We start from the raw sequence: 17164 nt of genomic DNA, 5'->3' as shown, positions 1-17164 counted from the left end.
CTTTCTCAAAAAGATGAGGTATGACTGACAGCTTATATAACCCTTAAATTAAGAGGGCCCTCTTCCCAACAACGTCCGCGAATATGAGAGCTAGATCCACTATATGTCGAAGTTAGAAAATCATCCTCCAAAATTTATGCATTAAATTATACCAACAATAAATCAGTGTGCCGGGTTTTTCTTGCCTTCTACCTTGTAATTTTTGCATTCAAACGACTCTTACCCGTTAACTTATAATAGTTGTTGTCGCGCCTTCTCTATCTCTGGTATAGTTTATACCATTTGAGATTTTAGACTTTAGATTGGGACTTGCTGATGAATCTCGCAGTTGGGAGTTTACCTACAGTTGCATTCATTTTTAAAACTAATATTAATTAACAGCGTTTAGTCGGCTTACTGCTGCCGGCAATAAAGTTTTACCTCTAGAGCCAAAATAGAAACTCTAGCTCTAGTGAAATGTTTTTAATCAAATCTTTTTTAGTTGTTAAACGATCCAAACTATTCTGAAAAAAAACCGAGTCAAGATTAATTTTGAACGATCGCAGCCAGTTCGGAAATATCATCGATCGCAAAAGTCGGTGCTAGGGCCAGACACTCAGCGCGATCGCCATATCCGTAAGCCGCCCAACAAACATCTATCCCAGCATTTTTAGCAAACAGCAAATCAACCGCTGTATCGCCAACCATTAACACTTGACTGTTATCCAAATCCGGGAACAGCGGTTTAATTATCGAATGAAAAACACTTGGATTGGGTTTTTGAATAATTTGTCCGTCATCACCTAAAATCAAATCAAAAAAACCGTTAATTCTCAACTTTTCCAGGAACAGATTTACAAAACTCAGGTGTTTGTTGCTGAAAACTATCAAGCTCAATCCCGACTTGCTCGCCAACTGCAAAATTTGCTTGGTACCAGGAAATAAATCGAGCTGCTTTTCACCTTCAGTCCGATAATAAGAGCGGTAAGTTTCAACCCATTCGGGAATTGCGCTTTCCTCGATCGCCGGATGAAGCATTTTAAAAGTATTTGGTAAATTAATGCCGATCGTCCCTTGAATTATATCTGCCTCAGGCGGTGTATTACCAAAACTTTCAAAAGTTTTTGTAATACAAGATACAATAGCCTTGTGAGTAATTGCCAAAGTGCCGTCGAAGTCGAAAATGATTAACTTGTACTGACTCATATTCTTGAAAAGTTCCTAGAGATCAGCCTGAGACTAACCATGATATAATAGCACTGTCAATCTCGAACTGACTAAGAATTAAGTATAGCGGTTCTCAATTAAGTGATGTGTGCTGGCAAGCAATTCCCAATTATTCCCAATTCCCAATTCCCAATTCCCAATTCCCAATTCCCAATTCCCAATTCCCAATTCCCAATTCCCAATTCCCAATTCCCAATTCCCAATTCCCAACTTTTAGTGACTGCCGATAATCTTTCAACATTCAAGAGGTCAAGATGAATGTCACCGAAAAACCCGAATTTTTAGCAACAGACTTTCCAGACCACACTCAATTACCAGACTCCGACGGTACTTTTGTGAAAAACTTTCAAGAACACCCTCAAAGCATCCTCTTAACAACATCAATTAGACCTATTCTAGACCAAGTTCATCCCGACGGACAATACTGCATCGGTCAAGATTCAGGTATTTACTGGCGAGTAGCGCAACCCCCGGAACCGCCCGAAAAAGGAGCCGAAGCACCAGATTGGTTTTACGTGCCCGACGTGCCGCCAACTCTCGACGGAAATATGCGGCGTTCCTATGTGATGTGGAAAGAATTAATGCCGCCGTTAATTATACTAGAATTTGTTTCGGGAGATGGCAGCGAAGAAAGAGATAAAACTCCCAAAAAGGGGAAATTCTGGATTTACGAACGGATTATTAGACCTGCTTTTTACGGAATTTATGAAGTCAAAAAAGCCAAAATAGAATGCTATCATTTGGTAGAAGATAGATTTGAGTTAATGTCAGAAAATCAGCGCGGACATTACCAAATCGAGCCAATGGGATTGGAATTGGGCATTTGGCAAGGAGTTTATCAGGGCGTAGAACTGCCTTGGCTGCGCTGGTGGGATGCTGAGGGGAATTTGCTGCTGGCCGCTGATGAACGGGCAGAACAAGCCGAATTAGCAGCAGAACAAGAACGACAAAGGCGCATAGAAGCTGAGTTGCGAATTCAAGCTTTGGAAGCGCGTTTGCGAGAGTTAGAAGGCAGCTAATAGGTAGCCAGAAACCGGGTTTTTCCGCCAAAATATTCGCAAAAAATCCTCAATCTCCCAAAAACCCGGTTTTTAAAATCAGACTATTCATTACTCCAATCCTCGGACTTAAGGGTAGAGGTCGCTCTCAAACTGTCAACTGTCAACTGTCAACTGTCAACTGTCAACTGTTGAAGCAGCGGTGACGAGAAACCGGGTTTTTTCGCCCAAGTATTCGATTCAAACCCTCAATCTCGCCAAAAACCCGGTTTCTTGATTGGCAGCTACCAGCCCCAAAAACAAGATTGACATCGGTTCTAATCCAGAATTTGCGTATATTAATTGATTAGTAAAGTATTGCATCACTTTTGTGTAAGTCCTATGGCACTAATTGTTCAGAAATATGGTGGAACATCGGTTGGTACAGTCGATCGCATTTTAGAAGTAGCCCGACGAGTAGTCAAAACAGTACAGCTTGGAAACTCCCTCGTCGTCGTACTTTCAGCAATGGGGAAAACCACCGACGGTTTAGTGAAACTCGCTAAGGAAATTTCCCCAAATCCCAACAAACGGGAAATGGATATGTTGCTTTCCACTGGGGAACAAGTATCGATCGCACTTTTGAGTATGGCATTGCAGGAAATGGGACAGCCCGCCATTTCCCTCACCGGCGCCCAAGTCGGGATTGTCACCGAAGCCGCCCACACCCGCGCCCGGATTTTGCGAATCGATCCGGCGCGCATGGAAACCCAGTTAAATAGCGGAAAAGTTGTCGTCGTTGCCGGTTTTCAAGGCATCGCCGACGCCGGAGAATTGGAAATCACCACCTTGGGGCGCGGCGGTTCCGATACCACAGCAGTAGCCCTCGCCGCAGCGCTGCGGGCCGACAGATGCGAAATTTATACCGACGTGCCCGGAATTCTAACTACAGATCCGCGCTTGGTAGCCGACGCGCAATTGATGGATGAGATCACCTGCGACGAAATGCTGGAATTGGCGAGTTTGGGTGCAAAAGTCCTGCATCCGCGCGCCGTCGAGATTGCCAAAAATTACGGCGTGCCGCTGATCGTGCTTTCTAGCTGGAGTGACGCCCCCGGTACGCGGGTGGTGTCGCCTCCCCCCCAACCCCGGCCTTTGGAGGGCTTGGAGCTCGCAAAAGCGGTCGATGCGGTGGAATTTGACTTGGATCAGGCGGGGGTGTCGCTGTTGCGTTTGCCCGATCGCCCGGGAGTAGCAGCGCGGTTGTTTGGTGCGATCGCGCAGCAAAATCTCGATGTAGACTTAATTATCCAATCAATTCACGAAGGAAATACGAACGATATCGCCTTTACAGTCAGGCGAAATTCGCTGAATCAAGCTGTCGCGGTTGCAGATGCAATTGTCCCCGCCTTGGGTAAGAATTCTCGCCCAGAATTGGGGGAACCCGAAGTGAAAGCAGAGGAACGACCCATAGCTAAAGTTAGCATTGCGGGTGCGGGAATGATCGGGCGGCCGAGGGTAGCAGCCGAGATGTTTAAGACTTTGGCGGATGCGGGAATTAACATTCAGATGATTTCCACTTCCGAGGTCAAAGTTAGTTGTACGATCGATGCTACGGATTGCGATCGGGCAGTTGCCGAACTCTGCAAAGCATTTGATGTCGCCAACTCCCCTGTCGGGCTGCATTCCTCATCGAACAAACCGCCCGCAGTCAGGGCTGTAGCGTTGGATCTCAATCAAGCGCGTCTGGCAATTCGCCAATTACCCGATCGCCCTGGAGTAGCAGCAAAACTGTTCGGACTGTTAGCCGAAGAAAATATCAGCGTAGATACAATCATTCAATCGCAACGCTGCCACAATATCGACGGCATCTTAACCCGCGATATTGCATTTACCGTAGCACAAATTGACGCCGAATCTGCGAAAACAGTCTTGGAAAAATCAGCAGTTGAATTCGGCTGGGGCGAAGTCGCAGTCGATACAGAAATCGCCAAAGTTAGCGTAGTAGGTTCCGGGATGGTAGCGCATCCGGGAGTAGCGGCAAAGATGTTTGAAGCGCTTTCGCAGCACAAAATCAACATTCAAATGATTGCGACTTCTGAGATTAAGATTAGCTGCGTTGTGGATGAGGCGCAGGGTGTCACAGCTTTGAAAGCAATTCACGCCGCGTTTGAGCTTTCGGGGAGTGAAAGAATCCAAGTTCCCGCCTGATAAAGGTTCGGACTCAGGACTTTAGTCCTTTCTTACAGGTTTGTAGTAAGGACTTCAGTCCTAATTTATTATGAACTAGCAACAAAAGTTCTTACTGCAAATTCCCGAGCATTAAACTGTGTTAGGATCGAATTGGCGATCGACTAAAAGGAATTTAATCTTATGACAGTAGCTAACGAAAAAATTACTGATACCAGCAGCAATAGCGGTTTATCGAATTTTCGCATCACTGTTGAAGGTCTGCTAGAACTTTTAGATTTAGAAGAAGAGGATGAGTACGGAATTTTAAGACCAACTGAATATGCTTTCAGGACAGCGATGAAATTAATTGCTGAAGCCTATGATAGTATGGGGAACAGTTTTCCTAAATGCTCGATTGGTACAGATGACCAAGGTAGTATTAGACTGGCTTGGCAAAATAGAAATGCTGATTGTAGAGTCAGGTTATTCTGCCCATCTAATGCCGAGGGGAAAGCTTACATTTATCATCAGAAGAATCAGGAATATAAATCGGAAGATCTCATTTCCGCGTCAACGTTAGTTCATTGGCTAGAGTGGTTTAACCAGGTATGACTGATAAATTTTAGAGGAGTCACTCAGATGCAGTCTTAAATATGTAATGAAGTGCTATAATAATTATTGTTCGTGGATAAAATTTATCCAATTTGTTCTGCGAATGACATTTTTATGACTAAATACTTATGACTACAAACTATGAATTCGATTCTTTAGCTGACAGTGCTATTGTCTATAGAGCTTTACTTCGGAGACAATGGATTGATGAAACCAGCGATATAGTTTTACTTTTCGCTTATTTACTTCGACCCAATGAGCCTGGTTTATCGGTAACAATTGCCAGTGTTTGTTCACCCGAACAATGTGCAGCAAAATTCAGAAATTGTTACGGAGTTGCTAGTCTGCAAGTAGGACAAATTCGTGAATTAGGTTTAGATGCAGTACCTGATTCAGCATCCCACGCTCAGATTGTCGGTTTACCTTATGTGACAGATGACCGAGACAGGGCTGAAAGATTAGCTGATTTGTTAGCAGAGCGATCGAGAATTGTATGGACACCTTCGCAAACATAGCTGAGCAAGTTTGCAAATTAAATCCGGGTTAAAAACCCCTGATAATACTCGGCGGTTTCAACCGTCGAGTATTTCTTTCGCGATCGCCTCCACCACCGGCACGCAAACCGAATTTCCAATTTGCTTGTAACTTTCCCCCGCACTCGGATAACTCTTAAAATCTTCAGGAAAACCCATCAGACGGTAGCATTCCTTCAGCGTCAGCTTTCGCACCAAATCTCGATCGCGAAAATAGATAAAAAACCTGCCCGATGTTTCTTGCGAAGGAATTGTCGGATGCACGCCATCCACCGAATAAATGCGATTCGGCTGTCTGTGAACTCTCGATAAATGTTCTGTATTCGGCCTGACGCCAGTTTTCCAAGTACCTTTATTCCTATAGCCTACAAATAACAATCCCGAATCCTGCTTTCTCGGATATTCAATTAAAGTATACTCGGATTTGTCCAATATTTCAAAATCTCCTGTCTCGTCTAGAAATTCCCTGAGTTTTGGCGGAAACTTGGTTTTAAGTCGAAAAAAATTGAATTCTTTACCCTTAGTTGCAATAATGAATATTCGTTCGCGATGTTGAGGAATGCCAAAGTCTTTAGCATTTAGAATTTGATGATTTACGCTGTATCCCAAATCTTCAAGGCTGGCAATAATTACTTTTAAGGTATTTCCCTTGTTGTGATGGATTAAATGCTTGACATTTTCCAGAACAACTACTTGAGGTTGCTTTACTTTAATAATTTTACAAATCTCGAAAAACAGCGTCCCTCTAGTATCTTCAAAACCCAGCTTTTTGCCGCAGATGCTAAAAGGTTGGCACGGAAACCCAGCTACTAAAACATCAAAGTCTGCCAACTCGGCTGGATTGATGTTACTGATGTCTGGAAAAGGCAATTCTCCGAAATTATCTGCGTACACTTCCCGGCATTTGCTGTTAATTTCGCAGGAAAAAACACATTCAAAGCCCATTTTTTCAAAACCTTGTCTGAAACCTCCTATGCCTGAAAATAAGTCTATAAATTTCATCTATAATTTAACGTAAAACATTACTAAATCTAATAATAACAGATTTTGTTCCTCTCTCTTCTTCCACTCTGCGCTCTCTGCGCTCTCTGTGGTTCAAAAAACTAATCTAAACAAAAACCGACATCCCACAGGGAATTGCCGTGTATGCAGATATCGGGTAGAATGTCGATCGCCCAAAAAACTCCCAAACTTGTCCCGCAGCCCACTAAACTAGAAATAGCAGAACCAAATACAGCCATTATCTACTTCCTTTCACCAACCATGAGTCAAACCTTGGAAAACCTCACCGCCATCGACGACAAGCTGTCCAAACGCCACATCGACCTCGATCCGGGCGGCTACTTCATCATTTACATCGATCGCGAAACCAGCCTAATTTGCGCCAAACACTTCACCAACATTATCGACGATCGCGGCCTCGCCGTCGATCCCGAAACCGGCAAACCCATCCCCGCCCGCGGCAAAGTAGAACGCACTCAGTGCACGCTTTTTAGCGGCAGAACCGCCAAAGAACTTTGCGTCAAAATCCTAGAAGAAACCCGCCCCAGCCCGGTGACAATGTTCGATCACGCGGCTTATCTGGGACGGGAATTTGTGCGGGCAGAACTTGCTTTGTTGAGCGATCGAGAATACGTTCAAGATTAGTCCCAGCGTCAACTGTCAACTGTCAACTGTCAACTGTCAACTGTTCAAGAAAAACCTTGGTACCAGAAATAAGTCACCATCGGAATCACTGTCGCCAACACCAACAGCACAACCACAACAACTGTGGCATTACCTTGGTCTGTTTCTTCAGCTTTTTTAAACGTGCCTTCAACTTGAATGTTATCAACAACTTTAGGCGCGCCCGGATCTGGTTCGCCGGACATCACAGTCGCAATCCGGGAACTAGCTTCGGAAAATGCCTCGTTGTATTTATTACCTTCTCGCAGCGGCACTTGCACAGTTTCCCCAGCTACACTCTGGGCAATTTCATCGCTTAGCAGTGACTTTACCCCTTCGCCGGTGCGAATTCCCGCGCTGTTGGTAACAGTGTCGAGAACGAGTAAAATTTGGTTATCCTGGTCTTCTTTTGCGGGAAACCACTGTTCAAACAGTTGGTCGGTGAAAGTCGCAGCCGTTTCGCCGTAGTCTAGGCGGTGGATAGTGACAAACCTGACTTGTTTTCCTGTTTTCTGTTCCAGGGTGTCGAGCACGCTGCTGACGTTGCTTTCGGTACTCCGGCTGAGTACGTCGCCTTTGTCCCACACCCAAGTTCGATCGCCCGCCGACAACACTGGCATTTCGTAAACGCCCGTCGCCAATGCCGGCAATACCGCTATCTGGGATGCGATCAGGACGATCGCGATCGTCACAGCCGCTTGTTGGAGATAATTTCTCCAGTTAAATAATTGCTCTAGTCTAGTCATCAGAAAAATGGGTTTGAAACCCCGTCCTTTCAGGACGGCTTTACATTTGTTGTTACTACCGCCTTGGAGTCGCAAGAGTTCGGTGTGATGAAAGTGTTGCACTTTCAACGGGACAATTACCGTTTCAAATTTTGCGACCCTGTACGCATAGTGTTTGCTACCGAAAAGTTGCGGTAAGCCCTATTTCTAGGTGTATATTTCCCTTCGCCACTGACTGCCAAAGTGGTTAAAAACGCTGCGGTGGCATTCTTAACGTTTTGCGGGATACCACTCCCAGACAGTTCAGTTTGTCTTAAAGACGTAGGCTAGACACTGGTTTAGTCCTGAATTTGTGAAGGTGGTGAGCCTTCCTCTTTCAAGCCCCATGCCTTTGGGCTGGGGTCAATGACGAGGTTAACCGTAACACTGACTTTTTTCCAAAAATACTATAGAACCCCCTGTAAAATTCATTTTACACGGTGCAATATTTATAATTAGGTCGTCAGTCCAACTCCCCGCCGGATTATTTTACGATTTTAAGTATGGAACCAGCAGACACTTATAAAGGTTGGATTCTTCAATCCCAGAAAGTATTCTACGTCGAAGTTTGGGATAGCTGCGGCAACCGCCACGTCGCCGTCCAAAATGCCAAAACTGAAGAGGAAGCTTTGGAATTGGCCAAAAAGTGGATTGACAACTATGAGTCTAAACCCGGAAGAATGCCGATCGACGTACCGCATCCTTTCGGGGATGCGATCGATATGCCATTTTAATTCAGTTGACAGTTGACAGTTGACAGTTGACAGTTAGGAAAATGTGTTACGAAATTCCTCGCAATTTTTTAGTATTTTCTACCAAACTCATAGCAAATTCATCGAACCTTTGAGACAGTTTTTCATCCAACAATTTACCATCAGGACTAAAAGCTTTCCAAGCTTGTCCGATCGCAATTTGTTCGGGAATTACCCAAGCGTGTACCCATCTCAGAATCGTTCGCAAATCGTTAAGGGCGTTGTTGTTGACTTGTCCTCCCAACACGCTGATTGCACCCGCAACTTTCCCGTCCAAATGCTCGAAACTCATCAAATCCAGGGCATTCTTGAGAACACCGCTAACGCTACCGTGATACTCCGGCGTTGCCAAAATTAAACCGTCGGCTTGGCGTACCGCATTCCGCAGCTTTTCCACATCCGGGTAATCGTGATAATCATTCTCGCCATTGCAGAATGGCAGATCGAGCGATCGCAAATCGAATATTTCAACTTCTGCGCCCAGGGCCTGCATCCGTCCTGCTGCTACCGTCAGCGCTAACTGGCTGTAGGAGCCAGCCCGCAAACTTCCACCAATGCCGACAATCTTTACCATAGGAGTTGAAAAACAATAACTGCTTGACTAAGACGTACTCATTACGACTATGATTAGTCTAACAAGTGCGATCGGCAAATGTCAATCGATTTTAGATTTGGGATTTGACGTGGCCGAGAAACCGGGTTTTTGCCAAGATTCTTGGTGAAAGCCACAGATTTGGTAAAAAACCCGGTTTCTGAGTCGCAGAGAGTGGGAGGGGCCGAGAAACCGGGTTTTTGCCAAAATTCTTGGTGAGAGCCGACAGATTTGGTAAAAAACCCGGTTTCTGAGTCGCAGTGCGTAAATTCAGTTGACAGTTGACAGTTGACAGTTAAGAGCGACCTCTACCTGGAAGTCCGAGGATTGGAGTAATGAATAGTCGGATTTTAATTTCTCCCGCTCAAGGTTCCGGCTTTAAACGAATTCTTTCTGGTAAGTTCAGTGGAGGGACAGAGAAACCGGGTTTTTGCCAAAATTCTTGGTGAAAGCCCCTGATGCCGCGAAAAAACCCGGTTTCTGAGTCGCAGTGGGTTCAAAATCCTGCATCTTCAGGTACCTATTGAGATGTCATCGACAGATAAACCCATTGAACACCCGGCATCTTGTTAAAATAAACGAACGTAGCAAACCACAAGCGGTCAATCTTGGCAGTATTCCACCTTGGGCAAAAAGTAATATGAAAAATTCTTGGAAACACGCATGGCTGGGACATCTAGCTGAAAACAAAGACAAATCGAGCCAGCAGAATCCTAAAAAATCAATTCCAGGACGAAATCTTTGGCGCATCCTGGGTAGTTTGGTGATTTCTCAAGGAATATTGCTCTCTACCCCGGTGTTTGCCGACAGCGCGCCAAACAACACGATGAGTTACAGCCAACTCATCGACAACATAGAAAAAGGACAAGTCAGTAAAGTCGAAATAGATGAAATCCAAAGAACTGCCAAAGTTAGGCTAAAAGATCAAAAAAGCGATCAGGCGCAAATTGTTACTCTCTTCGACTACAACAACCGAGAACTCTACTCGCAAATCCGCGCCAAAAAGATCGACTTTGAAGTCAAACAAACAGCCGACAACGCGGCCGCAGTTAGTTTAGTAGTAAACTTGCTGGTAATTTTTGCAGTGTTGGCAGTGTTGATGGCTATCCTGCGCCGATCGACCCAATCGCAAGGAAATGCCATGAACTTCGGCAAATCCCGAGCCCGTTTCCAAATGGAAGCCAAAACCGGCGTGATGTTCGACGACGTAGCAGGAATCGAAGAAGCTAAAGAAGAACTGCAAGAAGTTGTCACTTTCCTGAAAAAACCCGAACGCTTCAACGCCATCGGCGCCAAAATTCCCAGAGGAGTTCTGTTAATCGGGCCTCCGGGAACAGGTAAAACCATGTTGGCAAAAGCGATCGCAGGTGAAGCAGCCGTCCCATTCTTCAGCATCTCCGGTTCCGAATTTGTGGAAATGTTCGTCGGAGTCGGCGCCTCCCGCGTCCGCGACTTGTTCCGCAAAGCTAAAGAAAATGCGCCCTGCATCGTCTTCATCGATGAAATAGACGCCGTAGGAAGGCAGCGCGGTGCTGGTATTGGCGGCGGAAATGACGAACGCGAACAAACTCTCAATCAGTTGCTGACAGAGATGGACGGCTTTGAGGGTAACAGCGGCGTGATTGTGATTGCAGCTACTAACCGCCCCGACGTGCTCGATACTGCCTTGCTGCGGCCCGGTAGGTTCGATCGCCAAGTAACGGTAGATTTGCCCAGTTACAAAGGGCGTTTGGGGATTTTGGAAGTGCACGCGCGCAACAAAAAACTCGACGAGGAAGTTGCCCTAGACATGATTGCCCGTCGCACTCCAGGCTTTTCCGGCGCTGATTTGGCAAACTTGCTCAATGAAGCAGCTATTCTGACAGCGAGGCGACGCAAAGACACGATTGGTACTTTGGAAGTTAATGATGCGATCGACCGAATTACGATCGGGCTGACTCTGAATCCGCTGCTCGACAGTAAGAAAAAGTGGCTGGTAGCATACCACGAAATCGGACACGCCCTCGTATCAACTATGCTCAAAAATACCGACACCCTAGAAAAAGTAACGATCATTCCCCGTTCCGGTGGCATCGCAGGCTTTGCCAACTACGTACTCGACGAAGAAATGCTTGACAGCGAAGGTTTGAGGAGTCGGGCGTGGCTGTTAAGCCGGATTACTGTAGCTTTGGGAGGACGGGCTGCGGAGGCAGAAGTTTACGGCGATGCGGAAGTAACTCTGGGCGCCAGCAGCGATATCACAGAAGTCAGCAAGCTAGCGAGACAGATGGTAACGCTTTACGGAATGTCGGATTTGGGGCCTGTGGCTTTGGAAAGTCCGAACAATGAGGTGTTTTTGGGCCGAGACTGGAATTCGCGATCGGATTATTCTGAAGCAATGGCGATGAAGATCGATCGGCAAGTCCGAGAAATCGCTATTCACTGCTACGAAGAAGCCCGCCAAATTATCCGCGAAAACCGCGCTTTGGTAGACAAGCTGGTCGAAGCGCTGTTGGATGAAGAAACCATCGATGGTGAGGAATTTCGCCGAATTGTCGATCGATACACCGAGTTGACAACAAAAAAAGAGTTAGCCCCAACGTGAATTAGTCAGCAGTGATTAAATGTTTGCAGTAAGGTTTGTAGGGGAGCATCTCAGTTTTGCAAGAAGCATTTTTTCTTCACAGTGCGAGCGTCCCCGCTCGCGTGCGTATACAAGCACGCGAGCGGGGACGCTCGCACTATAAATGCAAAACTGAGATGCTCCCGGTTTGTAGTGAGGACTTCAGTCCTTCTTTTTGGAAGAATTAAGACTAAAGTCCTCACTACAGTAAGGTTTGTAGTGAGGACTTCAGTCCTTCTTTTTGGAAGAATTAGGACTAAAGTCCTCACTACAAACTAAGAAGAATTAGGACTAAAGTCCTCACTACAAACCTAAAAATTACAAGTTTGTAGTGAGGACTTCAGTCCTCATTCCCAGACTAATTAAGATTGATTGGAATACATTTCACGAAGTACCAAAGCCGGATCTACCCAGCGGCCGCCGTACTTCAATCCCCAATGCAGGTGAGGCCCACTCGTGCGCCCTGTCATACCGACTCTGGCAATTCTCGCACCGGCCGGCACAGTTTGACCCTGCCAAATTTGCAGGCCGCCTTCACGATCGATATAATAACGCCCGCCGTTAGCGGTTTGCACCCTACCTTTGAGGTGACAGTAGATGTGATCCCAATTTCCCGATCGCACTACCATACCAGTACCGCACCTGCCATCTTCCCAAACTTCCACAACTTGACCCCCCCACCAATTGCGGATGTAGCTGCCTTCCGGGGCCGCCATGTCCAAACCGTAATGAAAATCCCCGCCGCGGGGGCCGAAGGGGGAAGTATAGGCTTCAAAACTTTCCACTGGAAAAGAAGCTTCTTGCCACAAATTACCCGTCGCTACTCTGCTTGGTAAACCTGACTGAGCTTTGACCACCTGCTGCTGCAAATAAGGGCTGATCAACACAATGCCGATCGAAAGTGCCAGCAGCAGCATCTGTCTGAAACGAAAAAAGCGTTTTACCGTCAGCGGGCCTCTAGAGTCTTGCAGGATTTTTTTCACGGCGAACAAGTTGAATGTGTGTGCGAGTGTGCGTTGAGGAGTGCCAATTCGCTGCAAGATGGCGTCTGATATCTACCCTTCCTTCGCGAATCAGTTTATCAACAACGTGTATCTTACTCCATCCAAAACCCGTGTCAAGGCTTCCGGGCATTTACGCGGGGGTAAGGCAAAAAAAAATGGCCTCAGAATTTCGGCTGCGGTTGAATTCGATCGAGCTTTTGCTTGACACTATAGTAGTTCGGGGATTTTGGATGTCGTCTGAAATCTCAAATTTATAACACACATCAAGCAATGCTTACTGAAATTTTTCCTTTTAGTTTTGCCATAGACGCAACTGCGATCGCCGGTGCGTCATTATGGTCTTTAGCCCTGTATTGGGGTCTCTCACCCATCACAGAATGGGTAATCCTGCAACTCAACCGCTGGATGAATTTTGCCGAAAGATCCCTCTACACCTCGGAAGCGGAGTTTGAGAGAACCCGCCAAGCCCGAGAAGCTCAAAATGCCTTTTATGCTTCCCTGTTGAGTATTCTGCCCTTTTTGATTGTGGGCGGATTGTGCAATTGGGGCGTCGAATTGTCGTTGGGTGCCAGTTGGGCGGTATCTATGGGGACGATCGCCTGTATTGGCGGTGGCGTGTACGAACTCGGGCGCCGAGACGGCGAGTCTTAGGCAATTTTAGATTTTGGATTTGGGACACTCCTGGACGCGCAGGTAGTCAGAAACCGGGTTTTTGCGACAATATTTCGTTGTCACCCGCAGATTCGCTAAAAAACCCGGTTTCTTTTGTTGAAGCAGGTAATTCCTGTATGATTGTCGCTCAAAAATTACAATGTAAAGCTATGAAACTAAAGTGGTTGATACCTGCAATTATCTCATCTTTTTCGATCGTTGTTATTCCTGCGAAAGCGGCTGAAACCAGGTGCGGATGGTTGATTAATCCCACGCCTGCTAATTGGTATCTCAAAGACAAATATGCTCAGTGGATTATCTCGGCGCAAGGGGGATATCAAGCCGGAGGAATGGATAATATTCCTCCTTTTAACGACGATGAATATGTCAAAACTAATGTCAATTATGGATATGGTTGTGCTTGTTTGGATGTGGTAACAGATAGAAATCGAATCAGAATTACCACGATACAAGGTGGCGAACAATTACCACTCTCGACTTGTCGCCAAGATCCGAATTTACCAAAAATTCGTTAGTTGTGGCAAAACTAGACATTTTTTTAACTCAGTAAAATGAAATACGAACCAACATCATTAAATCAAGCCCGCGCCGCCTTCAAACAAATCTGGGGATACGACGACTTTCGGCCGCCTCAAGGAGAAATCGTCAGCAGTTTGTTAGCCGGGAAAGATACAATGATAATTATGCCGACAGGTGGTGGCAAATCAATCTGCTTTCAACTGCCAGCTTTATTACAAACAGGCTTAACTTTGGTGATTTCGCCGTTAGTCGCACTGATGGAAAATCAAGTGCAAGAATTGCGCGATCGCAATTTACCCGCTGCCCTCCTCCACAGTCAATTGCCAACACAGCAGCGCCAACAAACTATGCAATCGCTGCAACAAAACAAGTTGAGATTGCTGTACCTGTCTCCCGAAACATTACTCAGCAAACCTGTTTGGGCAATTATCAGTCAGCCGCACATCCCAATCAACGGTTTAATATTAGATGAAGCTCACTGTTTAGTCCAGTGGGGCGATACTTTTCGACCAGCTTACCGCCGTTTGGGTACAGTGCGATCGGCTTTGTTAAAATCTAAGCCGGAAGGAACTAAAATTGCGATCGCAGCTTTCACCGCCACCGCCAACCCCCAAGCGCAGCAAACAATCAACAAAGTCTTGCAACTACACAAGCCGGAAGCTTTTTTGCTCAGTCCGTACCGTTCTAACCTGCACCTGCAAGTGCAAACTGTCTGGACACGCAGAGGGCGGAGACAACAGTTATTAAATTTTATCAAAGCTCGACCAAAAGAAGCAGGTTTAGTCTACGTCCGCACTAGAAAAGATAGCGAAAACTTGGCGGATTTGTTGGAAGATGCGGGTTATAAAACGGCAGCCTATCATGCAGGTTTGAGTCCAGAATCGCGGCGAAAAATAGAAACAGCTTGGCTGAATAACGATCTGAAATTTGTTGTTTGTAGCTGCGCCTTCGGGATGGGAATTAATAAGCCGGATGTGCGCTGGGTTGTTCATTTTCAAGCACCTTTGCTATTATCGGAATACATTCAGGAAATAGGTAGAGGCGGACGCGACGGCAAATCTGCGATCGCCCTGACGTTGATTAGCGAACCGACGGGTTTGCTTTATCCCGATGACAAACAAAGAGCACAATTTTTTCAAGACAAATTGCGATCGCAATTTCGAGAAGCCCAGCAGTTGGCGAAACAACTCCCGGCTAAGGGCGATGCAGATGCTGTGGGGCGGGAATTCCCTGAAAGTGCGATCGCCCTTTCGATCTTGCACAGCAGCGGACAGTTAAGATGGGAAGATCCTTTCAATTATGCGATCGACAAATCCGCACAACAAAAAGGTGGCAAACAAAACTTTACCGCCCCCGAAGAAATGGCAAAATATCTCAAGCATCGGGAGTGCAGGTGGCAATTTTTGCTGCAAGCTTTTGGCTTTACCAAGGAAGCTACATCTATGCGCTGCGGGCACTGTGATAATTGTCGGTGAAATTGACAATTAGACTAAAAAATGTTAGAATATAAAGAGCAGACGGCGGTTGAAACCGCTGCTATACAAACGATGTCCGCCTCCGCGGACTAAGAGAGGATAACTTCAACAGTTGACAGTTGACAGTTGACAGTTTGAGAGCGACCTCTACCTAGAAGGAAGAGGATTGGAGCAATGAATAGTCTGATTTTAATTTCTCCCTCAAAGGGAGAGGCTTTCAACCAATTCTTTCTGGTAATTTTAATTGCCTTTGTCTTCAACCCGCGGAGGCGGGTTTTGTTTTTATAGACGCGGTTTCAACCGCCCTGTCTTCTTTTTACGCAATTCCTGCTTAATAAAGGCAAAAAACAGTAAAAATTAAATGATAGAAACAAACACTACGGCACAGATATATACAGTAGAAAATACAGAGGAATTTAATCAAACTAATGTCACTCAGCGATTAGATATTTGGCTGTCAAACCAGATACCAGACTTATCGAGATCGCGAATCCAAACCCTGATATCACAAGGCAACGTCAAAGTCAACGACGCAACCTGCACCTCGAAAAAAATATCAGTCAAAACGGGCGATCGCATCCACATCACTTTACCCGAAGCCCAGCCCACAAAATTAGAACCCCAAGCAATTCCCCTCGACATCCTCTACGAAGACGACAGCCTAATAATCATCAACAAACCAGCCGGATTAGTCGTCCACCCAGCCGCCGGACATCTAGACGGTACATTAGTCAACGCCCTGTTAGCCCACTGTCCCCTCGCAGAAATCGGCGGCGTTCAACGCCCCGGAATCGTCCACAGATTAGACAAAGATACAACAGGTGCGATCGCGATCGCCAAAACCGACATCGCCCACCAAAACCTGCAAGCCCAACTCAAAAGCAAAACCGCCCGCCGGGAATATTTAGGCGTAGTTTACGGAGTTCCTAACGCCGAAACAGGTACAATAGACCTACCCATCGGTCGGCATCCCACAGACCGCAAAAAAATGGCAGTAGTACCAGAAGAAAAAGGCGGCCGCCCCTCCGTTACTCACTGGACAATCAAAGAAAGAATCGGCAACTATTGCTTAATGCACTATCAATTAGAAACAGGCCGCACCCATCAAATTCGCGTCCACACAGCCGAAATTAAACATCCCATAGTCGGCGACCCGATGTACAGTTGCAACCGTTCCATCGGCGTAAATTTAACCGGACAAGCCCTCCACGCATGGCGGCTACAATTGCAGCATCCGTTAACCGGAGAGTTGATTGAGGCGATCGCGCCTTTACCCGATCAATTCAACACCCTGTTAAAAATATTGCGCCTGCGAGCTCATATTTGATAATTGGTAACTGAGTATGGGGAATTAATAATTGGGAATTGATGACTACTAATTACTGTTCGCGAGCGGGGACAGCACTACTACTGTTTGCGAGCGGGGACAGCACTACTAACCACTAACCACTAACCACTAACCACTAACCACTAACCACTAACTACTAACCACTAACCACTAACTACTAACCACTAACTACTAACTACTAACCACGGACAAAAAATTATGAGTCCTGAGTTTTGGATTCCGAGTTTAATAAAAAACTCAAACCTCAAAACTCAAGACTCAAAACTCTCTC

Annotated in this window: 18 protein-coding genes; 11 read left to right on the top strand and 7 right to left on the bottom strand. The window is 46.0% G+C overall.

Features of this window, described 5'->3' with window-relative positions; all coding sequences use genetic code 11:
* Positions 1–525: 525 nt before the first annotated feature.
* A complete protein-coding gene (locus JGK14_RS05305; RefSeq protein WP_325314828.1) occupies positions 526–1185 on the bottom strand; it encodes an HAD family hydrolase in 660 nt (219 codons plus the stop codon).
* Positions 1186–1283: 98 nt separating this feature from the next.
* Positions 1284–1451, bottom strand: coding sequence for a hypothetical protein (locus JGK14_RS05300; protein ID WP_325314827.1), 168 nt, complete (start codon positions 1449–1451; stop codon positions 1284–1286).
* Between the two features lie 9 nt (positions 1452–1460).
* On the opposite strand from JGK14_RS05300, the gene JGK14_RS05295 reads away from it, so the two are divergent.
* From JGK14_RS05295 to JGK14_RS05280, 4 genes are all read left to right on the top strand, one after another.
* The gene (locus JGK14_RS05295; protein WP_293189804.1) at positions 1461–2225 is read left to right on the top strand and encodes a Uma2 family endonuclease; all 765 of its coding nucleotides are present in this window, start codon (positions 1461–1463) and stop codon (positions 2223–2225) included.
* 360 nt (positions 2226–2585) lie between these two features.
* Positions 2586–4394, top strand: coding sequence for an aspartate kinase (locus JGK14_RS05290; protein WP_293175589.1), 1809 nt, complete (start codon positions 2586–2588; stop codon positions 4392–4394).
* Between the two features lie 162 nt (positions 4395–4556).
* Positions 4557–4967 carry a hypothetical protein gene (locus JGK14_RS05285; RefSeq protein WP_293204483.1) on the top strand — a complete coding sequence of 137 codons (411 nt, stop codon included), beginning with the start codon at positions 4557–4559 and terminating at the stop codon, positions 4965–4967.
* A gap of 128 nt (positions 4968–5095) precedes the next feature.
* Positions 5096–5482 carry a hypothetical protein gene (locus JGK14_RS05280; RefSeq protein ID WP_293175593.1) on the top strand — a complete coding sequence of 129 codons (387 nt, stop codon included), beginning with the start codon at positions 5096–5098 and terminating at the stop codon, positions 5480–5482.
* 57 nt (positions 5483–5539) lie between these two features.
* On the opposite strand, the gene dcm is transcribed toward JGK14_RS05280, so the two are convergent.
* Both dcm and JGK14_RS05270 read right to left on the bottom strand, forming a co-directional pair.
* Positions 5540–6502 (bottom strand): DNA (cytosine-5-)-methyltransferase, encoded by a 963-nt coding sequence (gene dcm, locus JGK14_RS05275; protein WP_293198939.1) that lies wholly within the window; start codon positions 6500–6502, stop codon positions 5540–5542.
* Between the two features lie 101 nt (positions 6503–6603).
* Entirely contained in the window at positions 6604–6741 is a 138-nt protein-coding gene (locus JGK14_RS05270) for a hypothetical protein (protein WP_293202842.1), read from the bottom strand.
* A gap of 22 nt (positions 6742–6763) precedes the next feature.
* Between JGK14_RS05270 and JGK14_RS05265 the strand changes: the two genes are divergently transcribed.
* Positions 6764–7147: a DUF4346 domain-containing protein gene (locus tag JGK14_RS05265; protein ID WP_293211192.1), complete on the top strand. Its 384-nt coding sequence runs from the start codon at positions 6764–6766 to the stop codon at positions 7145–7147.
* Between the two features lie 44 nt (positions 7148–7191).
* On the opposite strand, the gene psb32 is transcribed toward JGK14_RS05265, so the two are convergent.
* A complete protein-coding gene (psb32, locus tag JGK14_RS05260) occupies positions 7192–7911 on the bottom strand; it encodes a photosystem II repair protein Psb32 (protein ID WP_293316979.1) in 720 nt (239 codons plus the stop codon).
* A gap of 521 nt (positions 7912–8432) precedes the next feature.
* On the opposite strand from psb32, the gene JGK14_RS05255 reads away from it, so the two are divergent.
* Positions 8433–8663: a hypothetical protein gene (locus JGK14_RS05255; RefSeq protein WP_293175599.1), complete on the top strand. Its 231-nt coding sequence runs from the start codon at positions 8433–8435 to the stop codon at positions 8661–8663.
* A 46-nt stretch (positions 8664–8709) separates the two neighbouring features.
* On the opposite strand, the gene JGK14_RS05250 is transcribed toward JGK14_RS05255, so the two are convergent.
* Entirely contained in the window at positions 8710–9255 is a 546-nt protein-coding gene (locus JGK14_RS05250) for an NADPH-dependent FMN reductase (RefSeq protein WP_293189799.1), read from the bottom strand.
* A 658-nt stretch (positions 9256–9913) separates the two neighbouring features.
* Between JGK14_RS05250 and ftsH the strand changes: the two genes are divergently transcribed.
* A complete protein-coding gene (gene ftsH / locus JGK14_RS05245) occupies positions 9914–11857 on the top strand; it encodes an ATP-dependent zinc metalloprotease FtsH (protein ID WP_293175603.1) in 1944 nt (647 codons plus the stop codon).
* A 380-nt stretch (positions 11858–12237) separates the two neighbouring features.
* Here ftsH and JGK14_RS05240 read toward each other — a convergent pair whose 3' ends face one another.
* Positions 12238–12792, bottom strand: coding sequence for a M23 family metallopeptidase (locus tag JGK14_RS05240; protein WP_442921429.1), 555 nt, complete (start codon positions 12790–12792; stop codon positions 12238–12240).
* A gap of 357 nt (positions 12793–13149) precedes the next feature.
* On the opposite strand from JGK14_RS05240, the gene JGK14_RS05235 reads away from it, so the two are divergent.
* The 4 genes from JGK14_RS05235 to JGK14_RS05220 all read left to right on the top strand — a co-directional run bounded on the left by JGK14_RS05235 (position 13150) and on the right by JGK14_RS05220 (position 16872).
* Positions 13150–13530: a hypothetical protein gene (locus JGK14_RS05235; RefSeq protein ID WP_293175607.1), complete on the top strand. Its 381-nt coding sequence runs from the start codon at positions 13150–13152 to the stop codon at positions 13528–13530.
* A 170-nt stretch (positions 13531–13700) separates the two neighbouring features.
* Entirely contained in the window at positions 13701–14066 is a 366-nt protein-coding gene (locus JGK14_RS05230) for a DUF4087 domain-containing protein (RefSeq protein WP_293175609.1), read from the top strand.
* Between the two features lie 36 nt (positions 14067–14102).
* Positions 14103–15545, top strand: a complete 1443-nt coding sequence (locus tag JGK14_RS05225; RefSeq protein ID WP_325314826.1) for a RecQ family ATP-dependent DNA helicase — start codon at positions 14103–14105, stop codon at positions 15543–15545.
* 361 nt (positions 15546–15906) lie between these two features.
* A complete protein-coding gene (locus tag JGK14_RS05220) occupies positions 15907–16872 on the top strand; it encodes an RluA family pseudouridine synthase (protein ID WP_293189796.1) in 966 nt (321 codons plus the stop codon).
* The last annotated feature ends 292 nt before the right edge of the window (positions 16873–17164 follow it).

This window comes from Microcoleus sp. PH2017_28_MFU_U_A (assembly GCF_020738035.1).
Taxonomy (GTDB): domain Bacteria; phylum Cyanobacteriota; class Cyanobacteriia; order Cyanobacteriales; family Microcoleaceae; genus Microcoleus.
This window is presented reverse-complemented; position numbering and strand designations above follow the sequence as displayed.